The following is a 12,044-nucleotide window of genomic DNA, read 5'->3' as shown; positions in this document are numbered from 1 at the left end:
ATGTCCCTCCCTTCGGCAACCGCCTACGACCTCGTCGTCGTCGGCAGCGGCCCCACCGGCAGCACCTACGTACGCGAGGTCTACGAACAGCACCCCACCGCGACGATCCTGCTGCTCGACGCCGGCCCCCGCCTGACCGAGCGGCCCGGCACCCACGTCAAGAGCATCCCCCACCCCGCCGAACGGGCCCGCGCCCAGCGGGACTCCGAGGGCCCCGGCCCGGCGGGCCGCCCCGGCACCCGGCTGCTCGGCACCCGCGAGCTGCCCGCCGCCGCCCTGTCCACCAACGTCGGCGGCATGGGCGCGCACTGGACCGGCGCCTGCCCCCGCCCCGGCGACAGCGAACGCATCGGCTTCATCCCCGACGCCGAGATGGACGCCCACCTCACCCGCGCCGAGCGGCTCCTGCACGTCGACGCCCACGCCTTCGACCGGGCCCCCTTCGCCGACGAGGTACGCCGCCGGCTCTCCGCGCTCTTCGACCCCGGCCGGCCCGCGCACCGGCGAGTGGCCCCCATGCCCCTGGCCGTCACCACCCGTTCGGACGGCGCCCACACCTGGAGCGGCACCGACGTCGTCCTCGGCGGGGCGGCGGCCGACGAGCGCGTCGACATCGCCGACCGGTGCCTGGGCCTGCGCCTCGTCCTGGACGAGGACACCGCCACCGGGGTCGTCGTGCGCGACCTCGTCACCGGTGAGGAGAGGACCGTCGCCGCGCGGGCGGTGGTCGTGGCGGCGGACGCCCTGCGCACGCCTCAACTGCTGCACGCCTCCGGCATCCGCCCGCCCGCGCTGGGCCGCTACCTCAACGACCAGCCGCAGATCGTCCACGCCGTCCGGCTGCCCGACGACATCGTCGCCGCCCACCGCGCCGTCACCGGCCGCACCCGCGACAAGGACGGCGCCATCGTCCCCCAGAGCGGCGTCAGCTGGGTCCCGTACACCGACGCACACCCCTTCCACGGCCAGGTGATGCAACTAGACGCCTCCCCCGTCCCACTCGCCGACGACACCGTGATCGAGCCCGGTGCGGTCGTCGGGCTGGGCTGGTTCTGCGCCAAGGACATCTCCCCCGACGACCGCGTCGAGTTCACCGACACCGCGGCCGACGCCTACGGGCTGCCCGCCCCGCGCGTCCACTACCGCTACAGCGACCGCGACCTGGCCACCATCGAACAGGCCAAGAAGGCCGTCGCCGAAGCGGGAGCCGCCGTCGGCATCCCCCTGGACGACGATCCCCTCCTGCTGCCCGCGGGCAGCTCACTGCACTACCAGGGCACCACCCGCATGGGACCCGCCGACGACGGCACCAGCGTCTGCGACAGTCACAGCCGCGTCTGGAACACCAGCGGGCTGTGGGTCGCCGGCAACAACGTCATCCCGACGGCCACCGCCTGCAACCCCACGCTGACGTCCGTCGCCCTCGCCGTCCGGGGCGCCCGCGCCCTCCTGGATCACCTGGGGTCCACGGCCGGTCAGACGGGTAGCGGCACCGCCTGAACCGTTTCCCCACCGAACACGGTGCTGGTGGCCGGGGCCTTCTTGTTCACGCGGAGTCCCGCGAGGCACGCGGATCAAGCGGCGGCACGGGAACGGCAGGTGCGGGCGGGGTGTCACCGGCCGCGGGCCGCGCCCGGGGGCCGTGGCGTCGCTGGTGCGTCAGCAGCCCGAGGAATCCGGCGAGGAAGCCGCTGATCAGCCCGGACACGGCGTGGTTGGCGGCGTTCGCCCCGGCACTGGAAGGCACCCCGACGATCACGTAGTTGGCCAGCGCGCTCATCACCGCGCCGATCACGCCCCCGATCGCGCCGCTGACGACCGAGGCGCGCACCGCGGACGGGCGGTCGTCAGCGGGCCCGTGACGTCTCGGCACGACCGCTTCGACACCGAGAACGCGGTCGAGCGCGAGCGGACCCGGCCCGGCCAGCAGGACGACGAGCAGCGCCGCCACCACCATCAGCGGGAACTCGGTCCCCGCCCCGCTCGCGGCCCCCTGCTGGGGTGTCATGAACCCGGTGTCCGCGTTGACCAGCGCCGCCGCCAGACACAAGTGGACGGTCAGCGACAGCGCGGTCAGCCGTGCCAGCAGCCCGAGGACGAGGAACACCCCGGCGACCGACTCCCCGGCCGTCACCGCCCACGCCGTCATGGCTGGCACGGGCACACCCCTGCCGTTCAGGAACGCGCCGAACCCGGCCGGTCCGTCGATGAACGTGTCGAGACCGTGGACCATCATGACGGCTCCCGCGGCGAGCCGTGCGACAGCCGGCGCGACCTCCTTGAATCGGTGGGCCGGGGCGACGCCGACGGCGCGCCTCAGGCTGTCCGGCCGGTAAGCGGGCATGGCGGATTCCTCTCCCACAGGTGACGGGTGCGTAGGTCATCGCCGGTCCGCGCGGCTCGGCGCGGCCGGCCGTGCCCTGGCGAACCCGGCCGCGTTCCGTCGCGGCGGCACCGGCCGATGACGTATGCGGTCACTGTGCGGTGCGCCCCCGTCCAGCGGAATCCCCCGGTTCATCGAAAACGCCGATGCCCCGCATCCACGCCGTGGATGGGGCGGCGCGGCGCCGTCCCCGTGGGCCTCTTCTACGGCACGCCGGGCAGGCGGCTGCCGACCCGCTTGGCCGTCTCCCGCAGCCAGATGTGGGCCGCGTCATGGGTGTGGACCGGGTGCCACCACAGCGCCTCGCGCAACGGCACCGCCTCGTAGGGCGGCTCCACCAGCCGGACGGCGGCGATCGGCGTCAGCATCCGCGCCAGCCGTGCCTGGATCAGAGCGATGCGCCGGGTGCCGGTGACCAGCAGCGGCAGGAGCTGGAAGCTGTCGACGGACACCTCCACGCGCGGTTCGATGCCGAGCATGCCGAGCTGGCGCACGGCCGGCGCGTCGTAGGTGCGCTGGTACGTCACCCACGGCAGCCGGGCGAGGTCGTGCCGGGTGAGCCGGTCCTCGACGGTGGGGTGGTCGTCGGCGATGAGGAAGACCCAGCGGTCGTCGTAGAGGTCGGTGGCGGGGAAGTCGCTGATCACGCCGTGCGGCATGAGCAGGCCATCGGTGGCGCTGAGCAGGGTGGCGGTGTCGTCGACCACGACCGGCTGGGTCTGGGTGAAGCGCAGCCGGATGCCGGGGGCCTCCTCGTGCACCACGCGGGCGAGTTCGGTGCCGAAGACGGCTATCGCGTAGTCGGACGCCACCAGCCGGAACTCGCGGCTCTCGCTGGCCGGGTCGAAGTCGGCCTGGCTGGAGAAGAGGCGCTCCAGCACGTCGTAGGCGGTGGCGGTGCGGTCGAGGAGGACCTGGCCGAGGGCGGTCAGCTCGTAGTGGCCGCCGACGCGGGCGAGCAGGTCGTCGTCGAAGTGGCGACGCAGCCGGGCGAGGGCGGCGCTCATGGCGGGCTGGCTGAGACCGACGCGCTGCCCGGCGCGGGTGACGTTGCGCTCCTCCAGCAGGGCGCGCAGGGCGACGACGAGGTTGAGGTCGAGGCGGGTCAGGTTCACGGATCGGTCCTCGCGCTGGACAACGAGCAGGGCGGTGAGCGGCGGAAATAAACCCGGTGGATGCCGACCATCCACAGAATCTATTTCCCTGATCACAAGCGGCGGGTCCAGATTAGTCCCACCGCAATCAGGAGGACACGTCCGTGAAACCCGAACCCGCGTCCGCGCTCTTCGCCGGACCCTTCGCCCTTGCCACCCTCTCGGCCCCGGACGGGCCGGAATTCCCCGCCCTGGTCACCCCGGACGGCTTCGCCGTCGATCTGCGGGACGCCTTCGGCGAGGACCGGCTGACCACGCTGGACGTCCTGGACCGCTGGGAGACGGCACTGCCGCGGCTGCGCGCGCTCGCGGCCGGCCCAGGCCCGGCCCGCGCGGCCGTCACCGGCCTGCGCGTGCACGCGCCCGTGTCGCCGCGCCAGGTGTTCCAGTCGGGTGCGAACTACCGGCAGCACGTGATCGACCTGCACGTGGCCCACCGCGCGCCCGGTGACGAGCGACCGGAGAGCGAACGCCGCGCGGAGGCCGCGGAGATCATGGACCGGCGGGCGGCCGAGGACCTGCCGTACGTCTTCATCGGACTGCCGAGCGCGATCACCGGTCCGTACGACGATGTCGTGCTGCCCGCGTGGGCCGAGCAGCCCGACTGGGAACTGGAGCTGGCGGTCGTCATCGGCAAGCCCGCCCACCGGGTGCCGGTGGGGGAAGCGGCGCGGTACATCGCCGGTTACACCATCGCCAACGACCTGACCGACCGGGCCACGGTCTTCCGCCGGGACATGCCGCAGATCGGCACGGACTGGCTGCGCAGCAAGAACGCCCCCGGGTTCACCCCGCTCGGCCCCTGGATCGTCCCGGCCGAGTCGATCGCGAACCCGGACGACCTGCGCGTCACGCTCAGGCTCAACGGCGAGACCATGCAGGACGAGTCGACCAAGGACATGATCTTCAAGGTCGCGCGCATGGTGTCGTACGCCTCGCAGACCGCCCGCCTGCTCCCCGGCGACCTGGTGCTCACCGGCTCCCCGGCCGGCAACGGCATGCACTGGGGCCGGCTGCTGCGCGACGGCGACGTCATGGAGGGCACGGTCACCGGGCTCGGTGCGCAGCGCACCCGGTGTGTCGCCGAGGCGGCGTCATGAACCGGGACGACGCCGAGGGCGCGATCGCCGAGGCCGCCGAGGCGTACTCCAACTGGGGACGCTGGGGCGAGGACGACCGGCTCGGCACCCTCAACTTCCTGGACGAGGGCAAGCGCCGCGAGGGCGCGGCCCTGGTGCGGCGGGGCGTCAGCTTCTCGCTGTCCCAGTCCTTCGACATGACCGGCCCGCAGAAGGGCTGGCGGCGGCGCACCAACCCGGTCCACACCATGCTGGACACCGGCACGGACGCCGCCCTCGGCAACCAGGGCTTTCCGCACGGATTCGGCGGCGCCGACGACGTGATCGCGATGCCGCTCCAGTGCTCGACCCAGTGGGACGGGCTCGGCCACATCTTCGACCACGGCAAGGCGTGGAACGGCCGGGACGCCGAGAAGGTCGTCACCTCCGACGGCGACCTCGTCACCGGCATCGAGCACATGGCGCCGTACGTCGCCGGCCGCGGCGTGCTGCTCGACGTGGGCCGGGTCGCCGGCGAGGACGGTGAGCTGCCCGACGGGTTCGCCGTCACCGAGGAGCATCTGACCCGCACCGCCGAGGCGCACGGGGTGAGCGTCGGCCGCGGTGACATCGTCGTGGTCCGCACCGGGCAGCTCGCCCGGGCCCGCCGCGAGGGCTGGGGCGACTACGCCGGCGGTCCCGCGCCCGGCCTGTCGTTCACCACGGCCGGCTGGCTGCACCGCACCGAGATCGCCGCGATCGCCACCGACACCTGGGGTTTCGAGGTCCGCCCGAACGAGTTCGCGCACGCCTTCCAGCCGCTGCACCAGGTCGCCATCCCGAACATCGGCCTGCTGATCGGCGAGATGTGGGACCTCGACGCGCTCGCCGAGGACTGCGCCGCCGACGGCGTGTACGAGTTCTGGCTCACCGCCGCGCCCCTGCCGGTCACCGGAGCGGTGGGCTCCCCCGTGAACCCCGTCGCCGTCAAGTGACCGCCGTCAACGCACCCGAGGAACGAAGGAGTTCCCCATGAGCACACCCCGTACGGTCCTGGTGATCGGCGGCGGCGCGGCCGGCAACGCCGCCACGGTCCTGTTGCGCCGCGCCGGGATCGCGGTGGACCTCGTCGAGGCCAAGGACGACTGGAACGCCACCGCGGGCTCCGGTATCACCCTCCAGGGCAACGCCCTGCGCGTCCTGCGCGAACTCGGCGTCTGGGAACGCGTGAAGGAGTCCGGCTTCGGCTTCGGCTCGGTCGGTATCACCGCTCCCGACGGCACCGTCCTGCACGTCGCCCGGGACGTCCGCACCGGAGGCGACGACCTGCCCGCCACGGTCGGCATGCAGCGGCCCCGGCTCCAGCAGATCCTCATCGACGCCGTACGCGCCTGTGGCGCCCGCGTCCGGCTGGGCACCCGGGCCACGGAGTTCGAGCAGGACGCCGACGGCGTGACCGTACGCTTCAGCGACGGCACCGAGGGCCGCTACGACCTGGTGATCGCCGCCGACGGCCTCGGCTCGGCGACCCGCGCGGCCATCGGCATCACCGACAAGCCGGAACCCACCGGCATGGCCATCTGGCGTGTCGCCGTCCCCCGCCCGGCCGGCGTGGTCCGCACCGACCTCACCTACGGCGGCCCGGCCTTCATCGCCGGTTACTGCCCCACGAGCGACAGCACGATCTACGCGTACGTCGTCGAGGCCAACCGCGACCGCGCCTCCATACCCCCGGAGAGCTACGCCGACGAGATGCGCCGCCTGGCCGCCGGCTACGGCGGGCACTGGGCGGACATCGTCCCGCACATCACCGACCCGGCGAAGGTCAACTACACGTGGTTCGACCGGTTGCTGGTGGAGGGCTCCTGGCACCGCGGCCGGGTCGTCCTCGCCGGGGACGCGGCACACTGCTGCCCGCCGACCCTGGCGCAGGGCGCGGCGATGTCCCTGGAGGACGCGCTCGTCCTCGCCGAACTGCTCACCAGCGGCCGGGAGTGGGACGACGCGCTGCTGCGGGAGTACCACGAGCGCCGGATGCCGCGCGTGCGGGCGGTGGTCGAGGCGTCCGTGCGGCTCGGCCAGTGGCAGCTGGACGGCGTGCGGGACGCGGACGTGCCCGGACTGATGGGCCGCACCATGACGATGCTGCGGGAGCTGCCGTGACGACGACACCCACGGTGGACGTGCACGCGCACGTCCTGCTGCCCGAGGTCGAGGCGCTGGTGGCGGGCCTGCCGGGCCTGGCCGAGGCCAGGGCGCTCGACGCCCGCCGGGGCGGTCCGGCCGCCCTGGAGGTCAACGGTCCGATGGTGCGCGAGCGCGCCCCGAGGATGACGGACCCGCGCCTGCGGCTGGCGGCGATGGACGCGCAGGGCGTGGACGTGCAACTGGTCAGCCCCTCGCCCTCGCACTACCACTACTGGGCCGGCGAGGAGACCGCGGAGAAGGTCTACCGGCTCGCCAACGAGGCGACGGCCGCGCACTGTTCGGCCGCGCCCGACCGGTTGCGGGGACTCGGGCTCGTCCCGCTCCAGCACCCGGACCTGATGGTGCCCGCCCTGGAACACGCGCTGGCGCAGGGCCTGTCCGGCGTGGAGATCTCCAGCCACGCCCCGGGACGGGAACTGTCCGACCCGGCCTACGAGCCCTTCTGGTCCCGGGCGCAGGAGACGGGCGCGCTCGTCTTCCTGCACCCCTTCGGCTGCACGCTCGACGAGCGGCTGGACCAGTGGTACCTGTCCAACACCGTCGGCCAGCCGGTGGAGAACGCCGTCGCGCTCTCCCACCTCGTCTTCTCCGGTGTCCTGGACCGGCACCCGGGGCTGACGCTGATCGCCGCTCACGGCGGCGGTTACCTGCCGACCCACATCGGCCGCGCCGACCACGCCTGGACCACCCGCTCCGACGCGGGCGCCGGCTGCGCCCACCTGCCCAGCAGCTACCTCAAACGGCTGTACTTCGACTCCCTCGTCCACGACCCGCACGTGCTGCGGGAGCTGGTGCGGGTCGCGGGCGCGGACCGGGTGCTGCTCGGCTCCGACTTCCCCTTCGACATGGGCACCGAGGACCCCGTCGGCGCACTGCGCGCCGCGCGGCTCCCCGAGGCCGACTTCCACGCCGTACGGGGCGGCAACGCCTCCGCCCTCCTCCGGAAGGACTGACACCATGCGCCTGCTCACCCATCTGCGCCACGTCGACCTCGCCGTGCCCGACTACGACAAGCAGCTCGACTTCTACGCCGGTGTCTGGGGCCTGACCAAGGTCGCCGAGGACTCCGGGATCTCCTTCCTCGCCGCCGAGGGCTCCCCGGAGCAGTACGTCGTCCGGCTGCGCAAGGCCGACGAGAAGCGCCTCGACCTGGTCTCCTACGGCGCCGCCTCGGCCGCCGACGTGGACACCCTCGCCGAACAGTTGCTCGCCGGGGGCGTTCGGTTGATCACCCGGCCGGGCAAGGCCGACACCCCCGGCGGCGGCTACGGCTTCCGCTTCTTCGACGTCGACGGCCGCACCGTCGAGGTCTTGGCCGACGTGGCGGTACGACAGCACCGCAGGATCGAGGAGAAGGAGTCGATCCCGGTCAAGCTGAGCCACGTCGTCCTCAACTCCCCCGACCTGAACCGCACCCGCGAGTGGTACGAGACCCACCTCGGCTTCCGCCTCTCCGACACCCTCAGCTCGCCGCACATGGGCGAGGTCATGCACTTCATGCGGATCAGCAACCAGCACCACTCCATGGCGCTGGCCAAGGGCCCGCACACGTCCCTGCACCACATCTCCTTCGAGATGCGCGGCATCGACGAGTACATGCGCGGCTCCGGCCGCGTCATCCGCGCCGGCTTCAAGAAGATCTGGGGCCCCGGACGGCACATGGCCGGCGACAACACCTTCACGTACTTCCTCGACCCGCACGGCAACACCGTCGAGTACACCACCGAGTTGGAGTGCCTCGACGAGGACACCTGGCACCCGCACGTCTACGACTTCTCCCGGCCCGAGGTCACCGACCAGTGGGGCACCGCCAACCCCATGAACGAACTCGTCGCCAAGGAATCCTTCAACGACCCCGACCGCGGCGTCTTCGTCGCCCCGCCGGTCTGATTCCCCTCTCCCGCTCCCGGGGGCGCGGCCGGCCCTGTCACCTGCCCTGACTCAGACCCGCCACGCCCCCGGGCCTCACCGGCCAGGAGCCGCACCATGCGTTTCGCCGCCTACGAGCACCACCACCGCGTCCGAGTCGCCGTAGTGCAGGACGACGGCACGCTTCTCCCCCTGCCCGGCGTCGCCTCGCTCACCGGCCTGCTGCGCGAGTCCGGCGGTCTGCCCGGCCTGCTCGCCGCGGGCGCGGCGGCGCTCGACGTGCCGCCCGGCCCTCACGTCAGCGAAGTCCGCCTGCTGCCGCCGCTCCAGCCCGCCTCCGTCCGGGACTTCGTCACCTTCGAGGAGCACGTCGAGGGCGTACGGCGGTCGGTGGACGGCGCGGCGGGCGTGCCCGACCAGTGGTACGCGGCGCCGACCTTCTACTTCACCAACCCGCACGCGATCTACGCGACGGGCGACGGCATCCCGATGCCGCCCGGCTCGGCCGTCCTCGACTTCGAGCTGGAAGTGGCCGCCGTCATCGGCCGTGAGGGCCGCGACCTCACCCCCGAGCAGGCCCGCGACCACATCGTCGGCTACACCGTCTTCAACGACTGGTCGGCCCGGGACCTCCAGTCCGCCGAGATGAAGGTCGGCCTCGGCCCCTGCAAGGGCAAGGACACGGCCACCACGCTCGGCCCGTACCTGGTCACCGCCGACGAACTGGAGCCCTACCGGGATGCCGACGGTTTCCTGCGCCTCGCGCTCACCGCGGAGGTCAACGGCGAGACGGTCGGGTCGGACCTGCTGTCGAACATGAGCTGGACCTTCGAGGAGATGGTGGCCTACGCCTCGCGCGGCACCCGGGTCGTCCCGGGCGACGTGCTCGGCTCGGGCACCTGCGGCAACGGCGGTTGCCTCGCCGAGCTGTGGGGCCGGCGCGGCGAACGGACACCGCCCCCGCTGAAGCCCGGCGACACCGTCACCCTCACCGTGCAGGGCATCGGCACGCTCACCAGCACCGTCGTCCCCGGCGCCGCCCCCGTGCCGCTGCCCACCGGACGGCGCCGCGACCGGGAGCGCCCGTGACCGGCCCGCGCCCCGAGCGGCTGCTCGGCAAGGTGGTGGTCGTCACCGGTGCCGCCCGCGGCCAGGGCGCCGCGGAGGCGGAGGCGCTGGTGCGCGAGGGTGCCCGCGTCGTCGCCACCGATGTGACGAAGGCGCCCGGCTGCCGGCACCTGGACGTGACCAGCGCGGAGCAGTGGGCCGCACTGGCCGCCGAGCTGGAGGAGGCGTACGGGCAGGTGCACGGCCTGGTCAACAACGCCGGCATCACCTGGCGCGCCCGCCTCGGCGACGTACGGGCCGCGGACTTCGACCGGGTGCACGCCGTCAACGTCACCGGCCCGCTGCTCGGCATCCAGCACCTCGCCCCGCTGATGCCGCCCGGCTCCTCGATCGTCAACGTCGGCTCCTCGGCCGCCCTCACCGCCCACTACCCGGTCGCCTACACCGCCAGCAAGTGGGGGCTGCGGGGCTTGTCGAAGACGGCAGCGCTGGAACTCGGTCCGCGCGGCATCCGTGTCAACACGGTCCACCCCGGCTACATCGAGACCGACATGACCGCCTCCGCCGCCCCCGTCTTCCGCGAGGCCAACATCCGCGAGACACCGCTCGGCCGCACCGGCACCACCGACGAGATCACTCCCCTGGTCGCGTTCCTGCTGTCGGACGAGTCGTCGTTCATCACCGGTGCCGAGATCCCCGTCGACGGCGGGCTCACCGCGCACGGCGGGGTCAAGTCCGTTGCCGACGCGCTGCGCGAGGGGGCCTCGTGAAGCGGCTGGAGGGCAAGGTCGCGCTGATCTCCGGCACGGCCCGCGGCCAGGGCCGGGCCGCCGCGCTGCGGTTCGCCGCCGAGGGCGCGCTCGTGGTCGGCGGTGACCTGCTGCACGAGGAGGCCGTCGAGACCCGGCGGCTGATCGCCCGCGCGGGCGGCACCGCCCTGACGCCCGGCCCGCTGGACGTCACCGACGAGGCGTCGGTGGGCTCGTGGGTGGCGGAGGCCGTCGACGCCTTCGGCGGCGTCGACATCGTCTACGCCAACGCGGGCGCCGTCCGCTTCGAGGGCATCGGCAGCCAGCCGTACGAGGACTTCGCCTTCACCGTGCGCGCCGAGCTCGACTCGGTGTGGCTGACCGTCCGGGCGGCCTGGCCGCACCTGATCGACAGCCGCGGCTGCGTCCTCACCGTCGGCTCCACCGCCGGCCTGACCGGTTCACTCACCAACCAGCGGACAGCGCACTCGGCGTCCAAGGGCGGGGTGATCGCCCTGAGCAGGCAACTGGCCGCGGAGGGCGCGCCGTACGGCGTCCGCGCCAACTGCGTCAGTCCCGGAATGATCGGCACGGAAGGCTCCCGCGCCGACCTCCTCGCGGACGATCATCCGATGCGCGGCATCGCCCGGCACATCCCCCTCGGCCGCACCGGCACACCCGACGACGTGGTCAACGCGGCCGTCTTCCTCGCCTCGGACGAGGCGTCGTACATCACCGGCGCCAACCTCGTCGTCGACGGTGGCTGGTCGACGGTCCTGCCCGGCGCCCACACCTGAAAGGAAACCCCCGCACGTGAACAAGGTCCGCGACAGCGCCGCCGAGGCCGTCGCCGACATCCCCGACGGCTCCTACGTCAACCTCGGCATCGGCCTGCCCACCCTCATACCCGGCCACCTCCCGCCCGGTGTGCACGTCGTCCCGCACTCGGAGAACGGCATCCTCGGCACGGGCCCCTACCCCACCGAGGAGAAGTCGACCCCGGTCTGATCAACGCCGGCAAGGAGACGGTCACCGTCCTGCCCGGGGCCTCCTTCTTCGACTCGGCCCTGTCCTTCGGCATGATCCGCGGCGGCCACATCGACACGGCCGTCCTGGGCGCCATGCAGGTCTCGGCGGCCGGCGACCTGGCCGACTGGATGATCCCCGGGAAGATGGTCAAGGGCATGGGCGGCGCCATGGACCTCGTCCACGGCGCACGCCGCGTCGTCGTCCTGATGGAACACACCGCCAAGGACGGCTCTCCGCAGATCCTCGAGGAGTGCACTCTGCCGCTGACCGGCGAGCGGTGCGTCCACCGCGTCATCACCGACCTGGGGTCCTCGACGTCACCGCCGACGGCCTCGCCCTGGTGGAGACCGCCCCCGGCGTCACCATGGCGGACATCACGGCCCGCACGGACGCGCCGGTACGCCTGGACCCTCCGCGGGGATAGCCCGCCGCCCCCGTTATGTTTTCTGCGGTCCTGCAAGAGGGCCGCTGGCCTCCGGGCCCGGCATGACTGTTCCCCCCTGTCGAAGAGATGACCTGGGGGGTG

General features: G+C 73.0%; 11 protein-coding genes and 1 pseudogene. 10 read left to right on the top strand and 2 right to left on the bottom strand.

Annotated features, from left to right (window positions below):
• Positions 1–1,500 carry a GMC oxidoreductase gene (locus tag ACZ4W9_RS18280; RefSeq protein WP_467936819.1) on the top strand — a complete coding sequence of 500 codons (1,500 nt, stop codon included), beginning with the start codon at positions 1–3 and terminating at the stop codon, positions 1,498–1,500.
• 46 nt (positions 1,501–1,546) lie between these two features.
• On the opposite strand, the gene ACZ4W9_RS18275 is transcribed toward ACZ4W9_RS18280, so the two are convergent.
• Positions 1,547–2,344 (bottom strand): DoxX family protein, encoded by a 798-nt coding sequence (locus ACZ4W9_RS18275; protein WP_467936817.1) that lies wholly within the window; start codon positions 2,342–2,344, stop codon positions 1,547–1,549.
• A 242-nt stretch (positions 2,345–2,586) separates the two neighbouring features.
• Complete coding sequence (locus tag ACZ4W9_RS18270) at positions 2,587–3,498, bottom strand: LysR family transcriptional regulator (protein ID WP_467936815.1); 912 nt, start codon at positions 3,496–3,498, stop codon at positions 2,587–2,589.
• 143 nt (positions 3,499–3,641) lie between these two features.
• Between ACZ4W9_RS18270 and ACZ4W9_RS18265 the strand changes: the two genes are divergently transcribed.
• The 9 genes and pseudogenes from ACZ4W9_RS18265 (at position 3,642) to ACZ4W9_RS18225 (ending at position 11,942) form a co-directional block, all read left to right on the top strand.
• Complete coding sequence (locus tag ACZ4W9_RS18265) at positions 3,642–4,637, top strand: fumarylacetoacetate hydrolase family protein (protein ID WP_467936813.1); 996 nt, start codon at positions 3,642–3,644, stop codon at positions 4,635–4,637.
• The gene (locus ACZ4W9_RS18260) at positions 4,634–5,590 is read left to right on the top strand and encodes a cyclase family protein (RefSeq protein WP_467936811.1); all 957 of its coding nucleotides are present in this window, start codon (positions 4,634–4,636) and stop codon (positions 5,588–5,590) included. The genes ACZ4W9_RS18265 and ACZ4W9_RS18260 overlap by 4 nt, the downstream gene beginning before the upstream one ends.
• Before the next feature lie 37 nt (positions 5,591–5,627).
• Positions 5,628–6,758: an FAD-dependent oxidoreductase gene (locus ACZ4W9_RS18255; RefSeq protein ID WP_467936810.1), complete on the top strand. Its 1,131-nt coding sequence runs from the start codon at positions 5,628–5,630 to the stop codon at positions 6,756–6,758.
• Positions 6,755–7,756 (top strand): amidohydrolase family protein, encoded by a 1,002-nt coding sequence (locus ACZ4W9_RS18250; protein WP_467936808.1) that lies wholly within the window; start codon positions 6,755–6,757, stop codon positions 7,754–7,756. The genes ACZ4W9_RS18255 and ACZ4W9_RS18250 overlap by 4 nt, the downstream gene beginning before the upstream one ends.
• A gap of 4 nt (positions 7,757–7,760) precedes the next feature.
• Complete coding sequence (locus ACZ4W9_RS18245) at positions 7,761–8,693, top strand: VOC family protein (RefSeq protein ID WP_467936805.1); 933 nt, start codon at positions 7,761–7,763, stop codon at positions 8,691–8,693.
• A gap of 96 nt (positions 8,694–8,789) precedes the next feature.
• Positions 8,790–9,761 carry a fumarylacetoacetate hydrolase family protein gene (locus ACZ4W9_RS18240; RefSeq protein ID WP_467936803.1) on the top strand — a complete coding sequence of 324 codons (972 nt, stop codon included), beginning with the start codon at positions 8,790–8,792 and terminating at the stop codon, positions 9,759–9,761.
• On the top strand, positions 9,758–10,510 hold the full coding sequence (locus ACZ4W9_RS18235; protein ID WP_467936800.1) for an SDR family NAD(P)-dependent oxidoreductase: 753 nt from the start codon (positions 9,758–9,760) through the stop codon (positions 10,508–10,510). The genes ACZ4W9_RS18240 and ACZ4W9_RS18235 overlap by 4 nt, the downstream gene beginning before the upstream one ends.
• Positions 10,507–11,286 carry an SDR family NAD(P)-dependent oxidoreductase gene (locus ACZ4W9_RS18230; RefSeq protein WP_467936798.1) on the top strand — a complete coding sequence of 260 codons (780 nt, stop codon included), beginning with the start codon at positions 10,507–10,509 and terminating at the stop codon, positions 11,284–11,286. The genes ACZ4W9_RS18235 and ACZ4W9_RS18230 overlap by 4 nt, the downstream gene beginning before the upstream one ends.
• A 16-nt stretch (positions 11,287–11,302) precedes the next feature.
• Positions 11,303–11,942, top strand: a pseudogene (locus ACZ4W9_RS18225) (3-oxoacid CoA-transferase subunit B).
• Positions 11,943–12,044: the final 102 nt, after the last annotated feature.

This window comes from Streptomyces sp. NPDC029296 (assembly GCF_055569255.1).
This window is presented reverse-complemented; position numbering and strand designations above follow the sequence as displayed.

Bases quoted from the DNA above. Each gene is read 5' to 3' on its own strand.
- ACZ4W9_RS18280 (WP_467936819.1), top strand. From the start codon at position 1: ATGTCCCTCCCTTCGGCAACCGCCTACGACCTCGTCGTCGTCGGCAGC.
- ACZ4W9_RS18275 (WP_467936817.1), bottom strand. From the start codon at position 2,344: ATGCCCGCTTACCGGCCGGACAGCCTGAGGCGCGCCGTCGGCGTCGCC.
- ACZ4W9_RS18245 (WP_467936805.1), top strand. From the start codon at position 7,761: ATGCGCCTGCTCACCCATCTGCGCCACGTCGACCTCGCCGTGCCCGAC.
- ACZ4W9_RS18240 (WP_467936803.1), top strand. From the start codon at position 8,790: ATGCGTTTCGCCGCCTACGAGCACCACCACCGCGTCCGAGTCGCCGTA.
- ACZ4W9_RS18255 (WP_467936810.1), top strand. From the start codon at position 5,628: ATGAGCACACCCCGTACGGTCCTGGTGATCGGCGGCGGCGCGGCCGGC.
- ACZ4W9_RS18260 (WP_467936811.1), top strand. From the start codon at position 4,634: ATGAACCGGGACGACGCCGAGGGCGCGATCGCCGAGGCCGCCGAGGCG.